13 protein-coding genes and 1 pseudogene are annotated in these 16,001 nt (G+C 52.9%); 8 read left to right on the top strand and 6 right to left on the bottom strand.

Going from position 1 to position 16,001, the window contains the following annotated elements:
* The first annotated feature begins 544 nt into the window (after positions 1–544).
* The 4 genes from O1Q74_RS10845 to narI are packed head-to-tail and all read left to right on the top strand — an operon-like array spanning position 545 to position 7,302.
* Positions 545–4,336 (top strand): nitrate reductase subunit alpha, encoded by a 3,792-nt coding sequence (locus tag O1Q74_RS10845; RefSeq protein WP_271872946.1) that lies wholly within the window; start codon positions 545–547, stop codon positions 4,334–4,336.
* The gene (gene narH / locus O1Q74_RS10840) at positions 4,336–5,901 is read left to right on the top strand and encodes a nitrate reductase subunit beta (RefSeq protein ID WP_271872943.1); all 1,566 of its coding nucleotides are present in this window, start codon (positions 4,336–4,338) and stop codon (positions 5,899–5,901) included. The genes O1Q74_RS10845 and narH overlap by 1 nt, the downstream gene beginning before the upstream one ends.
* Positions 5,894–6,613, top strand: coding sequence for a nitrate reductase molybdenum cofactor assembly chaperone (narJ, locus tag O1Q74_RS10835; RefSeq protein ID WP_271872942.1), 720 nt, complete (start codon positions 5,894–5,896; stop codon positions 6,611–6,613). Before narH ends, narJ begins: the two co-directional genes overlap by 8 nt.
* Entirely contained in the window at positions 6,613–7,302 is a 690-nt protein-coding gene (narI, locus tag O1Q74_RS10830) for a respiratory nitrate reductase subunit gamma (protein ID WP_271872939.1), read from the top strand. Before narJ ends, narI begins: the two co-directional genes overlap by 1 nt.
* Before the next feature lie 103 nt (positions 7,303–7,405).
* Here narI and O1Q74_RS10825 read toward each other — a convergent pair whose 3' ends face one another.
* Positions 7,406–8,278, bottom strand: a complete 873-nt coding sequence (locus tag O1Q74_RS10825; RefSeq protein ID WP_271872936.1) for an EamA family transporter — start codon at positions 8,276–8,278, stop codon at positions 7,406–7,408.
* Positions 8,279–8,340: 62 nt separating this feature from the next.
* On the opposite strand from O1Q74_RS10825, the gene O1Q74_RS10820 reads away from it, so the two are divergent.
* From O1Q74_RS10820 to O1Q74_RS10805, 4 genes and pseudogenes are all read left to right on the top strand, one after another.
* The gene (locus O1Q74_RS10820) at positions 8,341–8,886 is read left to right on the top strand and encodes a MarR family winged helix-turn-helix transcriptional regulator (protein WP_271872933.1); all 546 of its coding nucleotides are present in this window, start codon (positions 8,341–8,343) and stop codon (positions 8,884–8,886) included.
* 426 nt (positions 8,887–9,312) lie between these two features.
* Positions 9,313–9,607: pseudogene (locus O1Q74_RS10815) on the top strand (PAS domain-containing protein); the annotation flags it as partial.
* A gap of 209 nt (positions 9,608–9,816) precedes the next feature.
* The gene (locus O1Q74_RS10810) at positions 9,817–11,034 is read left to right on the top strand and encodes a hypothetical protein (protein ID WP_271872930.1); all 1,218 of its coding nucleotides are present in this window, start codon (positions 9,817–9,819) and stop codon (positions 11,032–11,034) included.
* 181 nt (positions 11,035–11,215) lie between these two features.
* Positions 11,216–11,464, top strand: coding sequence for a GlsB/YeaQ/YmgE family stress response membrane protein (locus tag O1Q74_RS10805; protein WP_005972245.1), 249 nt, complete (start codon positions 11,216–11,218; stop codon positions 11,462–11,464).
* A 47-nt stretch (positions 11,465–11,511) separates the two neighbouring features.
* Here O1Q74_RS10805 and O1Q74_RS10800 read toward each other — a convergent pair whose 3' ends face one another.
* The 5 genes from O1Q74_RS10800 to O1Q74_RS10780 all read right to left on the bottom strand — a co-directional run bounded on the left by O1Q74_RS10800 (position 11,512) and on the right by O1Q74_RS10780 (position 15,906).
* Complete coding sequence (locus O1Q74_RS10800) at positions 11,512–12,054, bottom strand: AAA family ATPase (RefSeq protein ID WP_271872919.1); 543 nt, start codon at positions 12,052–12,054, stop codon at positions 11,512–11,514.
* Positions 12,051–12,704, bottom strand: coding sequence for a 2OG-Fe(II) oxygenase (locus tag O1Q74_RS10795; RefSeq protein ID WP_271872917.1), 654 nt, complete (start codon positions 12,702–12,704; stop codon positions 12,051–12,053). Before O1Q74_RS10795 ends, O1Q74_RS10800 begins: the two co-directional genes overlap by 4 nt.
* A gap of 94 nt (positions 12,705–12,798) precedes the next feature.
* Entirely contained in the window at positions 12,799–14,043 is a 1,245-nt protein-coding gene (locus O1Q74_RS10790; RefSeq protein ID WP_271872915.1) for an aminotransferase family protein, read from the bottom strand.
* Positions 14,027–15,076, bottom strand: coding sequence for a sulfotransferase (locus O1Q74_RS10785; protein WP_271872913.1), 1,050 nt, complete (start codon positions 15,074–15,076; stop codon positions 14,027–14,029). Before O1Q74_RS10785 ends, O1Q74_RS10790 begins: the two co-directional genes overlap by 17 nt.
* A 14-nt stretch (positions 15,077–15,090) precedes the next feature.
* On the bottom strand, positions 15,091–15,906 hold the full coding sequence (locus tag O1Q74_RS10780) for a TauD/TfdA family dioxygenase (protein WP_271872911.1): 816 nt from the start codon (positions 15,904–15,906) through the stop codon (positions 15,091–15,093).
* Positions 15,907–16,001 lie beyond the last annotated feature (95 nt).

Below are 16,001 nucleotides of genomic sequence, written 5' to 3'. Positions count from 1 at the left end.
ATCGCGTAGCGACACAATTAGCGCCAAATAGCCACAGGTCAAGGAGCGCGGCAATTGAGCGCTCCTTGTCGGGCGCGTGCTACGAAGTAGCATGAAAATGACAGTGTTGTTGCGCACGAAATATTCGCAGTATCTGCATAAAACATGAAAATGTGACTACGACGCCATCCCTTACGGGGCGGCGTTTTTTTTCGTGCTACATCCAACGCCCCCTTACTAAATCTGCACAATATTACGTCTCCTTCGACTACTACCTCTAAATAGTCGTGTGTATGAATTTAGTATAAACACAAAATCAGTGGTTTTATTTTTATATTTAAAAATCATATAATTAAATTATTTTTTCGTGATAATTCTTTAGTGGTAGTTGATGGTGTACTCCGTTTTTCACAGGGTGACACTCTTGATCGTTATCAAGTTTGGCGACGTGGTTGCTGGATACGCTAGCGCCAACTTGAGCGATGTGTCGTAAGCAAAAAAAGATGTCTGCTACGAGCATTTCATAACGACAGGGGCCAGCAGGCTTCGCAGCAGGAGAGTCCGGATGAGCAAATTCCTTGACCGGTTACGTTACTTCAAACAACTGGCTGAACCGTTTTCCGATGGTCATGGCCAGACCCTCAATACCAATCGTGACTGGGAAGACGGCTATCGCAGTCGCTGGCAGCATGACAAAATCGTGCGTTCTACCCATGGGGTAAACTGCACCGGTTCATGTAGCTGGAAGATTTATGTGAAAAACGGTCTGGTGACGTGGGAAACGCAGCAGACCGATTATCCACGTACCCGCCCGGACCTGCCTAACCATGAGCCTCGCGGCTGCCCGCGCGGTGCCAGCTATTCCTGGTATCTCTACAGCGCTAACCGCCTGAAATATCCAATGATGCGCAAGCGCCTGCTGAAACTGTGGCGTGAAGCGAAACTGACGCACAGCGATCCGGTTGATGCCTGGGCGTCCATCGTCAACGACCCTGAGAAAACCAAATACTACAAACAAATTCGTGGCCGTGGCGGTTTCGTTCGTTCTGACTGGAATGAAGTCAACGAACTGATCGCGGCCTCTAACGTTTACACCGCCAAGACCTTCGGCCCAGACCGTATTATCGGCTTCTCACCGATTCCTGCGATGTCGATGGTGTCCTACGCGGCCGGTGCGCGTTACCTCTCTCTGCTCGGCGGTGTCTGCCTGAGCTTCTATGACTGGTACTGCGACTTGCCGCCTGCGTCACCCATGACGTGGGGCGAACAAACTGACGTACCGGAGTCTGCCGACTGGTACAACTCTTCTTACATCATTGCCTGGGGCTCTAACGTACCGCAAACCCGTACGCCGGATGCCCACTTCTTTACGGAAGTCCGCTACAAAGGCACCAAAACCGTGGCGGTCACGCCGGATTACGCGGAAATCGCCAAGCTGTGCGATCAGTGGTTGAACCCGAAACAAGGTACCGACAGCGCGATGGCGCTGGCAATGGGCCACGTTATTCTCAAAGAGTTCCATCTCGACAAACCGAGCCAGTATTTCAGCGAGTACGTTCGTCAATACACGGACTTACCGATGCTGGTGCTGCTGGAGCCGCGGGAAGACGGTTACTACGCCGCGGGTCGTATGCTGCGAGCTTCCGATCTGGTGGACAACCTCGGTCAGGACAACAATCCGCAGTGGAAAACCATCGCGGTTGATGATGAAACCGGCAACCTGACGGCACCGCAAGGGTCGATCGGCTACCGTTGGGGCGATCAGGGCAAATGGAACCTGGAACAGCGCGACGGTCTGAGCGGCGAAGAAGTGAAGCTGCGCCTGAGCCTGCTGGGTTCACACGACGATGTCGTTGATGTCGGCTTCCCGTATTTTGGTGGCGCGGTCAGCGAGCATTTCAACAACGTTGAGCTACAAGACATCCTGCTGCACAAACTGCCGGTTAAGCGTTTGACGCTGGCTGACGGCAGCGAAGCGCTGGTTGCCTGCGTGTATGACCTGACGATGGCGAACTACGGCCTGGATCGCGGTCTGAACGACGACAACTGCGCGCGTGATTACGACGATGTGAAAGCGTACAGCCCTGCCTGGGCCGAGGAAATTACGGGCGTTTCTCGTCAGAACATCATCCGTATTGCGCGTGAATTCGCGGATAACGCGGATAAAACGCACGGTCGCTCCATGGTCATCGTGGGGGCGGGTATCAACCACTGGTACCATATGGACATGAACTACCGCGGCATCATCAACATGCTGATTTTCTGCGGCTGTGTCGGTCAGAGCGGTGGCGGTTGGGCGCACTACGTTGGACAAGAAAAACTGCGTCCGCAAACCGGTTGGACGCCGCTGGCGTTTGGTCTGGACTGGCAGCGTCCGCCTCGCCACATGAACAGTACCTCGTTCTTCTATAACCATTCCAGCCAGTGGCGTTATGAAACCGTCGCGCCGCAGGAACTGCTGTCACCGCTGGCAGATAAATCCCGCTTTAGCGGCAGCATGATTGATTTCAACGTGCGCGCCGAGCGTATGGGCTGGTTGCCGTCTGCACCGCAGTTGAACGTTAACCCGTTGGATATCGCAGAGAAAGCGCGTGCTGCTGGTGTCACGCCGCAGGAATATACCGTTGCGGCGTTGAAATCAGGCGAAATCAAATTTGCCGCTGAGCAGCCTGATAGCCCGCAAAACTACCCGCGCAACCTGTTCATCTGGCGTTCTAACCTGCTGGGTTCCTCCGGTAAAGGCCACGAATACATGCTGAAGTACCTGCTGGGTACGGAGCACGGTATTCAAGGGCAAGATCTGGGCACGGCGGGCAGCGTGAAACCGGAAGAAGTGGAATGGCGTGACCAAGGCGTTGAAGGCAAACTGGACCTGGTGGTGACGCTTGATTTCCGTATGTCCAGCACTTGCCTGTACTCCGACATCGTCCTGCCAACGGCAACCTGGTACGAAAAAGACGACATGAATACCTCGGATATGCATCCGTTTATTCACCCGCTGTCTGCGGCTGTCGATCCGGCGTGGGATTCCAAAAGCGACTGGGAAATCTACAAAGGTATCGCGAAAGCCTTCTCCCGCGTCTGTCAGGGGCATCTGGGTCAGGAAACCGATCTGGTTACCTTGCCTATTCAACACGATTCCCCAGCTGAAATGGCGCAGCCGTTCGGTGTGGATGACTGGAAAAAAGGCGAATGCGATCTGATTCCGGGCAAAACTGCACCGCACCTGATGGTCGTGGAACGCGATTACCCGAACCTGTACGAACGTTTCACCTCGCTCGGTCCGTTGATGGACAAACTGGGCAACGGCGGTAAAGGCATCGGCTGGAACACGCAGACCGAAGTCGATTTCCTGAAAAAGCTGAACTACACCAAGGCTGACGGTGCGGCGGCGGGTCGTCCGAAGATTGAAACGGCGATCGATGCGGCAGAAGTGATTCTGTCTCTGGCCCCGGAAACCAACGGTCAGGTAGCGGTGAAAGCGTGGGAAGCGCTGAGCAAATTCACCGGTCGTGACCACACGCATCTGGCACTGAATAAAGAAGACGAGAAAATTCGCTTCCGTGATATTCAGGCGCAGCCGCGCAAGATTATCTCCAGCCCGACCTGGTCTGGCCTCGAAGACGAACACGTTTCCTATAACGCCTGTTATACCAACGTTCATGAGCTGATTCCGTGGCGTACGCTGTCCGGCCGCCAGCAACTGTATCAAGACCATGAGTGGATGCGCGCCTTCGGTGAAAGCCTGCTGGTCTACCGTCCGCCGGTCGATACCCGTGCGGCAGAACCTGTAATGAATAAGAAACCTAACGGCAACCCGGAAAAAGCGCTGAACTTCCTGACGCCGCACCAGAAATGGGGCATTCACTCCACGTACAGCGACAACTTATTGATGCTGACGCTGGGTCGCGGTGGCCCGATTATCTGGCTGAGCGAAGAGGATGCCCGCGATTTGGGCATTGCGGATAACGACTGGATAGAAGCGTTTAACGCCAACGGTGCGCTGACGGCACGTGCGGTAGTTAGCCAGCGTGTGCCTGCGGGCATGACGATGATGTACCACGCACAGGAACGCATTATTAACCTGCCGGGATCGGAAGTGACCCAGCAGCGCGGCGGTATTCACAACTCGGTGACCCGTATCACCCCGAAACCGACCCATATGATCGGTGGCTATGCCCAACTGGCTTATGGCTTTAACTACTACGGCACCGTTGGGTCAAACCGCGATGAATTCGTCGTGGTTCGTAAAATGAAACGCATCGACTGGCTGGATGATGAAGGCCAGGACGATGTTCAGCAACAAACGGTTCAGCAACAAACAGTACAAAAATCGGTACAGCAGGAGAAAGCCTGATGAAAATTCGTTCACAAGTGGGCATGGTGCTGAATCTGGACAAATGCATCGGCTGTCACACCTGCTCCGTTACCTGTAAAAACGTCTGGACCAGCCGTGAAGGGATGGAATATGCCTGGTTCAACAACGTCGAAACCAAACCGGGCGTGGGTTATCCCCATGCCTGGGAAGATCAGGAAAAATGGAAGGGCGGCTGGATCCGTAAGATCAGCGGCAAACTTGAGCCGCGCATGGGTAATCGCGTCAGCGTGTTGTCCAAAATCTTCGCTAACCCGGATGTGCCAGAAATCGACGACTACTATGAGCCGTTCGACTACGACTACCAGAATCTGCGTAAAGCACCGGAAGGTAAACATCAACCTGTTGCCCGTCCACGCTCGCTGATTACCGGTCAGCGGATGAAGAAAATCGAGAACGGCCCGAACTGGGAAGACGATCTGGGTGGTGAATTCAGCGTACGCGCCAAAGATAAAAACTTTGAGCATATGCAGAAAGAGATGTACGGCCAGTTCGAAAACACGTTCATGATGTATCTGCCGCGTCTGTGCGAGCACTGCCTGAACCCCGCGTGCGTGGCGACCTGCCCGAGTGGCGCGATCTACAAACGTGGCGAAGACGGCATCGTTCTGATCGATCAGGACAAATGCCGCGGCTGGCGCATGTGCCTGACCGGTTGCCCGTACAAGAAAATCTACTTCAACTGGAAGAGCGGCAAATCAGAAAAATGTATTTTCTGCTACCCGCGCATCGAAAGTGGTCAACCGACGCTCTGCTCAGAAACCTGCGTCGGACGTATCCGCTATCTGGGCGTACTGCTCTATGATGCCGACCGCATCGAACAAGCGGCCTCGGTGGAAAATGAGAAAGATTTGTACCAGAGCCAACTGGACGTGTTCCTTGACCCGCACGACCCGAAAGTCATTGAACAAGCGCTGAAAGACGGCATTCCAAACAGCGTCATTGAAGCGGCACAGCAGTCGCCGGTGTACAAAATGGCGATGGATTGGAAACTGGCGCTGCCGCTGCACCCAGAATACCGCACGCTGCCGATGGTCTGGTACGTACCGCCTTTGTCACCGATTCAGTCTGCCGCGGATGCAGGCCAATTGGCGCACAGCGGCGTATTGCCGGACGTCGAAAGCCTGCGCATTCCGGTGCAATATCTGGCTAACCTGCTGACCGCAGGGGATACCGAGCCGGTCTTACTGGCGCTGAAACGTATGCTGGCGATGCGTCACTACAAACGTGCAGAAACCGTAGAAGGCAAAATCGATACCAGCGCGCTGGAGCAGGTTGGGCTGACGGAAGCGCAGGCGCAGGAAATGTACCGCTATCTGGCGATTGCGAACTATGAAGACCGTTTCGTGATCCCAGCAAGCCATCGTGAACTGGCGCGTGAAGCGTTCCCGGAAAGCAAAGGCTGCGGCTTCAGCTTTGGCGATGGTTGCCACGGTAGCGATACCAAGTTCAACTTGTTCAACAGCAAGCGTATTGATGCCATCGATGTCAGCAGCAAAACGCGCGATATGAACAGCAAAGTCATGCGGGAGACTAACCATGATTAGCCTGCGGATTATTGCCCGCCTGTTGGACTATCCCGATAGCGAGCTGTGGGAAAACCGAGCCGAGCTGATCGAAACGGTAGAGCAGACCGATGCTTTGCCGCTGCGTGAGAGCCACCAGCTCATGCAGTTCATCAATACGCTATGTGCGCAGGATCTGTTGGACAAACAGGCGGAGTATAGCGGCCTGTTTGATCGCGGTCGGGCGACCTCGCTGCTGCTGTTCGAACATGTTCACGGAGAGTCTCGTGACCGTGGTCAGGCGATGGTTGATCTGATGCAGCAATATCAGGATGCTGGCTTGGCGCTGGATTGCCGTGAGCTGCCGGACTACCTGCCGCTGTATCTTGAGTACCTTTCTCGTCTGGAGCCCGCGCAGAGTCGCGCGGGTTTAGTCGACATCGCGCCCATTCTGGCGTTGATTGGCGCGCGTTTGCAGCAGCGTGACAGTCGCTATGCCGTGCTGTTCGACCTGCTGCTATCGCTGTCCGGTAGCGACCTGAAAAGTGACGATGTCACACATAAGGTGGTTGACGAAGCGCGCGACGACACGCCGCAGGCGCTGGATGCCGTGTGGGAAGAGGAACAGGTTAAGTTCCTCGGCGAAGAAGGCTGCGCATCGGCCCAACAAACGCAACACCAACGCCGCTTTGCTGGCGCGGTGGTGCCGCAATATCTGAATCTTGACGCGACATCGGCGGGAGGGCAACGCTAATGAGTGCAATCACTAGTTATTTCAATATATTCTTTTTTGACATCTATCCCTACCTGGCGATGGCCATTTTCCTGATTGGCAGCTGGTTGCGCTATGACTACGGCCAGTACAGCTGGCGTGCCGGTTCGAGTCAAATGCTGGATAAGAAAGGGATGCGTCTGGCGTCTAACCTGTTCCACCTGGGGATTCTGGGCGTATTTGCCGGGCACTTCCTCGGTATGCTGACGCCGCACTGGATGTACGAAGCCTTCCTGCCAATGGAGGTAAAACAGAAAATGGCGATGTTCGGCGGCGGTGCAGCTGGCCTGCTGACGTTTGTCGGTGGCGTGCTACTGTTAAAGCGCCGTCTGACCAACCCACGCGTTCGTGCTACGTCTAGCGTTGGCGATATTCTCATCCTGTCTTTGCTGGTGATTCAGGCCGGTTTGGGGCTGTTGACCATTCCGTTCTCTGCACAGCATATGGGCGGCAGTGAAATGCTGAAACTGGTCGGGTGGGCGCAGAGCGTGGCGTTTTTCCAGGGTGGGGCGTCTGCACATTTGGCGGGTGTCGCGCTGATCTTCAAACTGCACATCGTGCTGGGGCTGACGCTGTTCGTTCTGTTCCCGTTCTGCCGTCTGGTTCACATTTGGAGCGCACCGGTCGAGTATCTGACGCGTCGCTACCAGTTAGTACGTAACCGTCGCTAAGTATGATAAAAACGGCAGCGTTATCATAACGCTGCCGTTTTAACGTATTCCTTTTCATCTTTCCCCGCCAACAACAATCGTCATCAGCAGCTCTTAGAGTTGATTACTTACCTCGCGCGGTCGTCCATTGCACGGCGAAGACGCTCGCCAGCACGATCGCCAACCCCAGAAATGCTGTGCCGGTCATCGACTGTGAAAGCAACACCCAACCCAGCACGACGGCAGTTAATGGACTCAGTAATCCCAATGACGCAACGGCAATTGTCGGCAGACGGGTTATGCCACGAAACCACAGCCCATAAGAGATCACGGCACCAGCCAGGCAGAGGTAGATATAGGCGGCGTATTGCGACAGCGTTAACGCAGGCAGAGGCGCATCGACTACCCACGCGACGGGTGCCAGCATCAATCCGCCGATGAAGAGTTGCCAGCCGGTAAGCGGCAGCACTGGCAGATCGAGTCGCCAGCGGCGCGTCAGCCAGACGCCAGTCGCCATACACACTGCACCCAGCAGTGCGGCGGCGATGCCGATCGGTTCAAATGTCGTCTGCGGCGACAGCAGCAGGATAGCCATGCCGGCCACGCCAATTATGGCTGACCACAGCGTAGCCAGCCTGGGGGCGCGGTGATCGACTGCCCAGATCAACACCATGACCAGCAGCGGTTGGATCGCGCCCAGTACCGCCGCCAATCCGCCGGGTAAACGATAAGCGGCGACAAACAGCAGTGCCTGAAAAACACCGATATTTAAGGCGCTGAGCACAAGCACGCGCCACCAGTCTCGTCGGGCGGGGAAACGGCGGGTGAATAACAGCAGCAGCAGTCCCGCTGGCAGCACGCGGATAAGCGCCGCGGTGAAAGGGCGATCCGGCGGCAGGAGTTCGGATGTCACAATGTAGGTCGACCCCCAAATCGCGGGAGCCAGCGCCGTGAGTAGGACGTCGCGCCAATAGTGTGGTGAGGATATCGTGTTCATGACTTTACCTTCAATTCAAGATACTATGATAGTGTTGAACAATTACCTTGAAGTCAAGATAAATGAAAAATTCGACTCGCAAGCGCGAATACGACGCAGTAGATGCCATTCTTGATCAGTGGCGGCGTGAGCGCCCCGATCTGGATGCCAGCCCGATGGGACCGATTGGACGTCTCCGGCGCTGTGCTGTGCTCATGGATCAGCGTCTGGAATCCTGTTTCTCCAGATTTGACCTGAGCAGTTGGGAATTTGATATGCTGGCGACGCTACGGCGTGCGGGTGCGCCGCATTGCCTCAGCCCGACCGATCTGTTCTCCACGTTGATGGTGACGTCTGGTACCATGACTCACCGACTCAAGCGCCTTGAAACGCGTGGATTTATCGAACGCGTGCAGAACGAACAGGATGCGCGCAGTACGCTGGTACAACTCACCGGCACGGGGCTTGAACTGATTAATCGCACCGTAGAGGCACACATCGAGAACGAGCGTCAGATGCTCTCGGTACTGCCTGCCGAGGTTCTGGCGGTGCTTGATGCTAACCTTGCTGCGCTATTGCGCGGGCTGGAGAGCCACACTGGGCGTACTGCGCCTAAAGAGACAACGTAGCTAGAAACAAATAGTTAGAAAAAAGTCGTTAAAAGCAAAGTTGTTAGAGACAAAGTCATTCGCCGGGCGAAATCTACGTGCGTCATGATAAAAGGAACTGAACGATGTCTGAATAGCGTGCGTCAATCTGCTGGCAACGCAATGGGAAAGATTTTATTGATAACCGCTACAGCCGACTGCACCAGTGGCCGCGGTCGATCCTGAAGAAGCGCTGATGGCCCCGCTGTCGAGCTGTCATATGCTGTGGTTCCTGTCGATCGCGGCCAAAAAAACGTTTCTGCGTCGATGATTATCAGGACGATGCGGTAGGAACGATGGGCGTGAATGCAGCGGGAAAAACGGCGATGCTGAGCGTCACGCTGCGTCCGCAGGTCACACTCAGCGCCAGAAAACGCGCTTGCGCAAGTATGGGAATGTGAGAGGCGTATGGCGGCATCTGGAGAAGGTCTGCTGCTGACGCAGTTAGATGCGATAGCGAAAGGGCTGAGCGAGACGTTCGCGCCATTCTGCGAAGTGGTTGTGCACGATCTGAAGAACCCTGAACACGCGATACTTTCCATTCACAATAACCTCTCTGGCAGAGAAGTGGGTGCCCCTGCGACGGAACTGGAGAGTGTTCAGAATTCTGGGTCTCGCCCGCGTCGCTTCACCTGACTTTCCTAATATTTTAGCGAACTACGCCAACCAGTTTGCCGCTGGGCGTCCGGTAAAAAGCACCTCGGCGTATCGTGGGCATCGGTGTATTTGCATGCGAAGTAAGAGATTCAACATTAACTCATGAGACATGTCATTTTAATAAAGTGTTCTGGACTCCGTTAGTGTTGATATTTTTTAATGAGACTAACTAAAGATAAATGCTATGATTTGTATGATTAATCTGGTGATTAATTAAAAAATTTTCGATTGATAATAATTAACGGAATAAGATAAATGAATCGATTTCTTGATGTACTTATTGATAAAAAAACATGGCCCAAGAGAGGGATGCCAGCATTTCCAGCAAGTTTTCTGGCTGGCAAAAGTCAGGATAGCCTAAATATCCCGGCAATGCTTTGGATGATTGGGTATCTAACCACGCCAACATCATCCACGGGAGTCTCATTGAGTGAGTTTTGGGCGTGGGTTAGATATTTTTCAGCTCTTACCGGAGACGATGATATCAGACTTACTCGTAGTTTTTCCGATCTTGATGCCCATCAAAAAACTATTTTGAGCGACGATTTTGGTATGGGAGTTCCCATGTTATGGCTATCTGAAAAATTATCTTTAGTACACATTGTTGATGGTCGATATTTCCTGAAAAAATTTGCAGCGACAACTGGTGCAACACAAATTCGAACTAGTAAAAGAGGACCGAATAAAACGCCTGATTTTGTCGCTCGTGATAGCAATGGTAATTGGCATGTTATTGAGTGCAAAGGCACACAATCAGGCGATGAATACAGAGACCAGCAATTAGGTAACAAAGGCCCACCCGCTACTGGTGGTGTTGCTCAGAAAAATTCAATTATATTTCCAGCTCGCCATACTGGTCAGCGCTTAGCATGTGGGTTGAGAATAGGGATTGAGGGCCAGATGGGAAGTCAATTGAAAATAGTTGATCCTGAGCCTGAAGATCCGATTGAGATCAGTACCAAACAACTCCCATTTGCCTTTGACTCTGCCACTAGAGGAGTGATGTCAAAATATCTACGAATGGCTGGCTTAGAAATTTCTGCTGAGGCGATAGCGTCCCCTCTTGGGGATCGCCCTGATTCAGTTCACTATAAAAGCCGTACAGCAGAACGCGAACGTCAAGAGATGGTAAACGAGAGAGATAACAGAGCTAAGGAAGAATTACGTAATAATAAATACATCTCTATAATGAATCGTCAATTTAGAGGTCAGGAACGTATTTTTGACTTGCCACGTGAAATTTCTGTTGGCTCTGAGAAGATTAATAGAATTATTGTGAAACAAGGTATTAATCCCGATTTTCTTGGTGAGTTATCACGTAGGCCTACATTCGATGAATTGATTCAGGAAGAAAATCCAGACTTATCAGAGCTAGTAGGGAGAAGTATCGTAGTATCAGATGCACTCTCGTCTAAAATAAAGGTAGGTGATATATTTGAAGCGGAATTAATTCTAGAAAAAAGTCGTAAGTAGACGATAAAAATGAATGCGTTTAACCATGTCAGTAAATTTGTTAATTAAATTAACCTCTATTTTAAGGAACATCTGTACAAGGAGGTTATTTTCCCTAAGTTTGCCTATACTTGCTTAACTGCCCGATTTGCTGATGAGTGGCATCGTCGGGTGTGGTGAAACGAAAACGCGAGGAGTAGGTATGGGTATTCTGTCCTGGATTATTTTTGGCTTGATTGCGGGGATTCTGGCTAAGTGGATTATGCCCGGTAAAGACGGCGGCGGCTTTATCCTGACGGTGTTGCTCGGGATTGTCGGTGCGGTCGTGGGGGGGTATATCAGCGTTTTCTTTGGATTCGGCCGGGTCGATGGCTTTAACTTCGGCAGTTTTGTGGTGGCGATTGTCGGCGCGATTGTCGTGCTGTGGGTGTACCGCAAAATACGAGACTAGTGCTATATCCGTTGCCCCTGAACAGGGGCAACGGGCTTTTTGTCGCTTCAATACGAAGAAAACCACTCGATTAGCTGTTCTGCGGCTTCGTGAGGTGCCAGCGCAGAGGTGTGCAGCGACCGATGATGGGCAGCCTCGATCGTGTCGGCGTAGTCGTAATTCCTCAGAATGGCTTTGAGCTTATCCTGCGAATTTACCTTACCGAACTGGTGCCGGTCAGCGTTTTCCACTCGATTTAAAAGGTGCGCTTCGTCGCTACAGAGTTGGACGAAAAATGGCGTAACGCCATGTTCCGCGCAGCGCGCTTTTATCGCCTCAATGTACCCGTCGTCTTTGCTTCCCTCATAGCAGAAGGTCGTGATCAGGTCGCGCTCATCCTCTGCAAAAAACAGCGAGATGGCATAGATCCTTAGCTCACAGGCGAAGCGCCTGAGTGTGCTATATGCACTGTCAGGTGGGAGCACCGCGATCGCTAAATCATACGTCAGATGATTATGAAAGAGCGTTGCTCCCATCTTCTCCGCCAGCAGCCGACCGACCGTGAGTTTCCCCACCGCTGGCGGCCCGTAGAGAAAAATGAGCTTCTTCACTGCGCCGTACTCATCGTGCCGGGTTCGTAATAGGTGATATTCAGCGCATTGCGTGTTTTGACGGAAACGCCAGTTAACGGCACGACCGCATGCCAGGTTTCATAATACCCGTTGCGGATGATGACGCTGGCGTTGCCCATGATCGGGAGGACGGAATGGCAGACGTCAGCATGGTTTTCTGGGTTGAGAATCTGAAAGGCACCGCCCCAGCTTTCTTCCCATTCGGCGTTAAAATAGATAATCAGACGGAATCCGCGTGTCAGCGACGCGTCGACATGGGGGAGGTAGTGCGTGTCCCTACCGCCGCGAAAGGCTACGGCTTCCATTTTGAATGCGGAAAGGTCGGCCCCGCAGAAGGCGGACAGGGCGGCAGTAAAGGTGTCAGAAACCAGTTCGCTGCACAGTCCCTGCCAGGCGTCGGACAGCGTTGTGGTGTCGCTTACTTTGCCGGAGGCTAAAGGAATCAGGGTACGGCGATAGAAGTAACCGCCGTTACGTTCACGATAGTTAAACCCGTCGGTCGGGAACTCGTGAGCAAGCGTTGACGCGATATTACTATTACGCCATATCTGGGTTAATTCTCCCCACTGGAATGGGGTTTCATGTCGCTTGCCGTGGATGAGGCGTTCAAGATCAAAATAGTTAGACATCTTTTCACTCCCTGTCGTCAATGACCACTGATGAATATCAATTACCTCTGATGGGTGTTAATCACACCTGACGGATAGCGGCGGTTTACGTCCATTACAGGCTTCCTAGTGCGGTAGACATGCGTTGAATCAGTTCCTCTGTTTCATTGGCGGAAATCGTGAAAGCCGGTGCCAGTTTTAAGTACGGACCTGCGGCACCAACGATGACGCCATGCTGGCGTATCGCCGCCTGAGCGCGACCACACTGTTCGAGGGACGAAAACGTCATCGATAGCATCAGCCCTTTGCCTTGCACGCTGATCAGCCCCTCGGTTGGCGGGAGGTATTGTTTGGCGAGTTGAAGGAGCATCCTTCCTTTTGCTGTGACTTCATCGTAGAGGTGATGTGCATCCAGATAATCCATGACAAACAGCGCCGCGCGGCAGCCCAGCAGGTTGCCGGACTGCGTGTGGCCGTGGCGGAAAAACGGCGGCATTTGCCCTTTGAAGCTGTCGGTAATCGCCTCCGTTGCAAGCACGGCGGTGATAGGTACACCACTGCCCAGACATTTGCTGAAAATGACAATATCAGGCTGTGCGCCTTGTGAGACTGATTCACAGAACGTTCCCGCGCGGCCAACGCCACAGTAGACTTCGTCACAGATCAGCGGAATGTCGTGCTTTTTTGTCAACAGCGAGAGCTGTTGCAGGAAGCCCTCAGGCAGCAGTCGGGTGCCTTCCATTGCCATAATCGGTTCAATAATGACGGCGGCGATAGTCGATTCCTGTTCTGCCAGCAGCGTTTCCCAGTCACGGATATCGCTGAGGTGTTCAGGTGGAGGCATCGTGATCGTATTGCTGGCGAGCAGAGTCGGTAAAATGCCCTCGTTGATAAACGGGCGTCTTGTCGCCATCATCGCGCCGAGGGTACAGCCGTGGTACGCGCCGTTCATCGCCACGATTTTCGTTCGCGCTGGACGGGAACGGTTGACCTGATATTGCCAGGCCATTTTTAGTGCACTTTCAACGCCTTCGCTACCGCTCCCAACGATGAACGTCTTACAAAGGCCTGTACCGAGTAGCTGAGCGGCGAGTTTTTCGGCCAGTTCGCCGGGGAGTTGGGTGTTTGAATAGATATTGCAGGCGTGAATCAGTGTGGATAACTGCTGTTGCAGGGCGGCAATGAATTCAGGGTGAGAGTGCCCAAGACAGTGATTATAACAGCCGGACATGGCGTCAAAGTAGCGTTGGCCGCGTTCATCATAAAGATAAACCCCTTCGCCACGGTGGATCAGCGGGCGTTCATCTTTCTCCGCAAGGGCGGTGTAAGGCGGCCAGTAGGGGTTAGAGGTAGGATTCATATTTTGTCCCTGTCAGCGTGGTTCTGATGTCATCAACGTTACTCACGATCGAATCAATGGTTTGGGTCTCTTTTTTCCCTGTGCCGGCACAGAGCCTGAAGTTGGAAATCCCCAGAAAAGACAGCACCGCGTTGGTAACGCAATCGGGTGCTGACGTGACCTCTTCGTAGTCAAGGGTGAGGATGTCATGGTGCTGAAAAGCCTGATAAAACGCGGTCTGGTTCTCCAGATTGTTATCAATGAATTCCGTTAATTCATCGACAGGCACTGTCATTTTTTCGTGCGAAAGCGGGCGGCTATCCTGCTTGCCAACGTACCAGATGCGATCGCGCAGGCTTTTCTTCAACGACACAAATTGCTGTAGCCGGCTTTTTCTTTCCAACAGGATCAGTTTCAGATCGGGGATCGCCTGCAAGGCGGGCCAGATGGAGGCATCGCCCCAGTGGCTATCAAGATCCCGAAACAGCACGAAACCGACCGCTTCGACGTATTCAAAATAGGGTCTGAACAGGTGGCGATGCAGAATCGTCTCCAGCGTGGTGTCTTTAACGGAATAGGGCAGCAAATGCTGACCAAAGCGGTTGAAGGCTTCACCGTGCATTTCAATATTCGGGTGGGAACCTAACAGCGTGCGAAGCAGGTGAGTGCCCGCTCTGGGCGTCGAGACGATGGCAAATTTCTGATAGCGGGTTTGTGCGGCCAGAATGTCCGCATCCACGCTGCCGCCGACCCATTTGTATTTTTCGGCAAGGGCGATTTTCTCGCAAAACAGCGCAAAGTAGGGTGGAGCGTCGTGTTGAAGATCCTGTAGCGACACCTGAATTTCGTCTCCGCGTATGCCCTGAGCCCGCCAGTTTACGCCGTTGAGTCGGTATTCATGAACGAATGCCAGCATCGGCGCCAGTGTTTTCTCACCTAGCGACATCTCGGTTAACTCATCCCGCATCCGGGCGTGAAGGTGCTCTTGCGGGCAGGTTAGCCAGCCATCCCAACGCACCGCTAACGCGGATTCTGTCATTGAACGATCGGTCATTCTCTCTCCTTAGATTATGCGATCAGAGTGGGGGCGCGGGTGAACATGCCTCGCAGCAGTGTTCTTGGGTTGGCGGGATCGTCCGTGTAGGCATGCCGCCCGTGAGAGATTTTATCGTTACGCATGATCAAGGCCTGCCCTCGATAAAGAGGGAATGTCAGGTGATAGTGGCTACCTTCGGCAGCCAGTTGTGACAGGTATTCGACGGCCTCAATCACGCGCGGATGGATACGGCGTGAATAATCCCAGTCGGCAGTCATATCTAGCGTAAAGCCACCAATAAATCCGCCGTCCCGATCGGGACGAAAAACCGGACCGATATGGGCGTACTGTTTCCCGGACTGTGTCCCGGTTGAACGGCGTCTGAAAATTTGTTCTTCAAGCAGAATATTCGCTAAATCAGGGTGTTCGGCCTGAAGCTGCTGAAAGGCGGAGACGCTATCGAACAGAACGGTTCCGCCGCCCTGGCTCGCATGCTGCTTACAAAGCAGAATCGATGTTTTTATGCTTCCGATCGGGATATAAGAACCATCGGTATGAAGGGAAAGGTGTGAGGTACTATTGAAAACGACATGCGTGCCGCGTGTAAGCCCGCCAATCTGATTTACCCCGGATGTGGATACGCCCTCTTTATGTTCCTGACGGTTAAAGTCAGACTGATAAATGTCCCCCAGCGAATAAAGCGCCGACATTTTTTTGAAGTCGGAATCATCGTATTTCCATTCGTGGGTAACGATGGCAAACCGATATTTTTCGATATGCGCAATAACCGCTGCCTTATCTTCACTATCAATGACTTGTGGTGACCATCCATCAAAGCAACTTTTCATCGCTATTACTCCTGTAATTAGCTCGACTGAAAAACTCCGTAGATACCTGCCATACTTTAAGTTGCATGCCTATTGGCTATATTTACGCGCCTCCT

This window comes from Pectobacterium sp. A5351, assembly GCF_028335745.1.
GTDB lineage: Bacteria > Pseudomonadota > Gammaproteobacteria > Enterobacterales > Enterobacteriaceae > Pectobacterium.
This window is presented reverse-complemented; position numbering and strand designations above follow the sequence as displayed.

Bases quoted from the DNA above. Each gene is read 5' to 3' on its own strand.
- O1Q74_RS10795 (WP_271872917.1), bottom strand. From the start codon at position 12,704: ATGTCTAACTATTTTGATCTTGAACGCCTCATCCACGGCAAGCGACAT.
- O1Q74_RS10820 (WP_271872933.1), top strand. From the start codon at position 8,341: ATGAAAAATTCGACTCGCAAGCGCGAATACGACGCAGTAGATGCCATT.
- narJ (WP_271872942.1), top strand. From the start codon at position 5,894: ATGATTAGCCTGCGGATTATTGCCCGCCTGTTGGACTATCCCGATAGC.
- O1Q74_RS10845 (WP_271872946.1), top strand. From the start codon at position 545: ATGAGCAAATTCCTTGACCGGTTACGTTACTTCAAACAACTGGCTGAA.
- O1Q74_RS10780 (WP_271872911.1), bottom strand. From the start codon at position 15,906: ATGAAAAGTTGCTTTGATGGATGGTCACCACAAGTCATTGATAGTGAA.
- O1Q74_RS10790 (WP_271872915.1), bottom strand. From the start codon at position 14,043: ATGAATCCTACCTCTAACCCCTACTGGCCGCCTTACACCGCCCTTGCG.
- O1Q74_RS10785 (WP_271872913.1), bottom strand. From the start codon at position 15,076: ATGACCGATCGTTCAATGACAGAATCCGCGTTAGCGGTGCGTTGGGAT.
- narI (WP_271872939.1), top strand. From the start codon at position 6,613: ATGAGTGCAATCACTAGTTATTTCAATATATTCTTTTTTGACATCTAT.
- narH (WP_271872943.1), top strand. From the start codon at position 4,336: ATGAAAATTCGTTCACAAGTGGGCATGGTGCTGAATCTGGACAAATGC.
- O1Q74_RS10805 (WP_005972245.1), top strand. From the start codon at position 11,216: ATGGGTATTCTGTCCTGGATTATTTTTGGCTTGATTGCGGGGATTCTG.
- O1Q74_RS10825 (WP_271872936.1), bottom strand. From the start codon at position 8,278: ATGAACACGATATCCTCACCACACTATTGGCGCGACGTCCTACTCACG.
- O1Q74_RS10810 (WP_271872930.1), top strand. From the start codon at position 9,817: ATGAATCGATTTCTTGATGTACTTATTGATAAAAAAACATGGCCCAAG.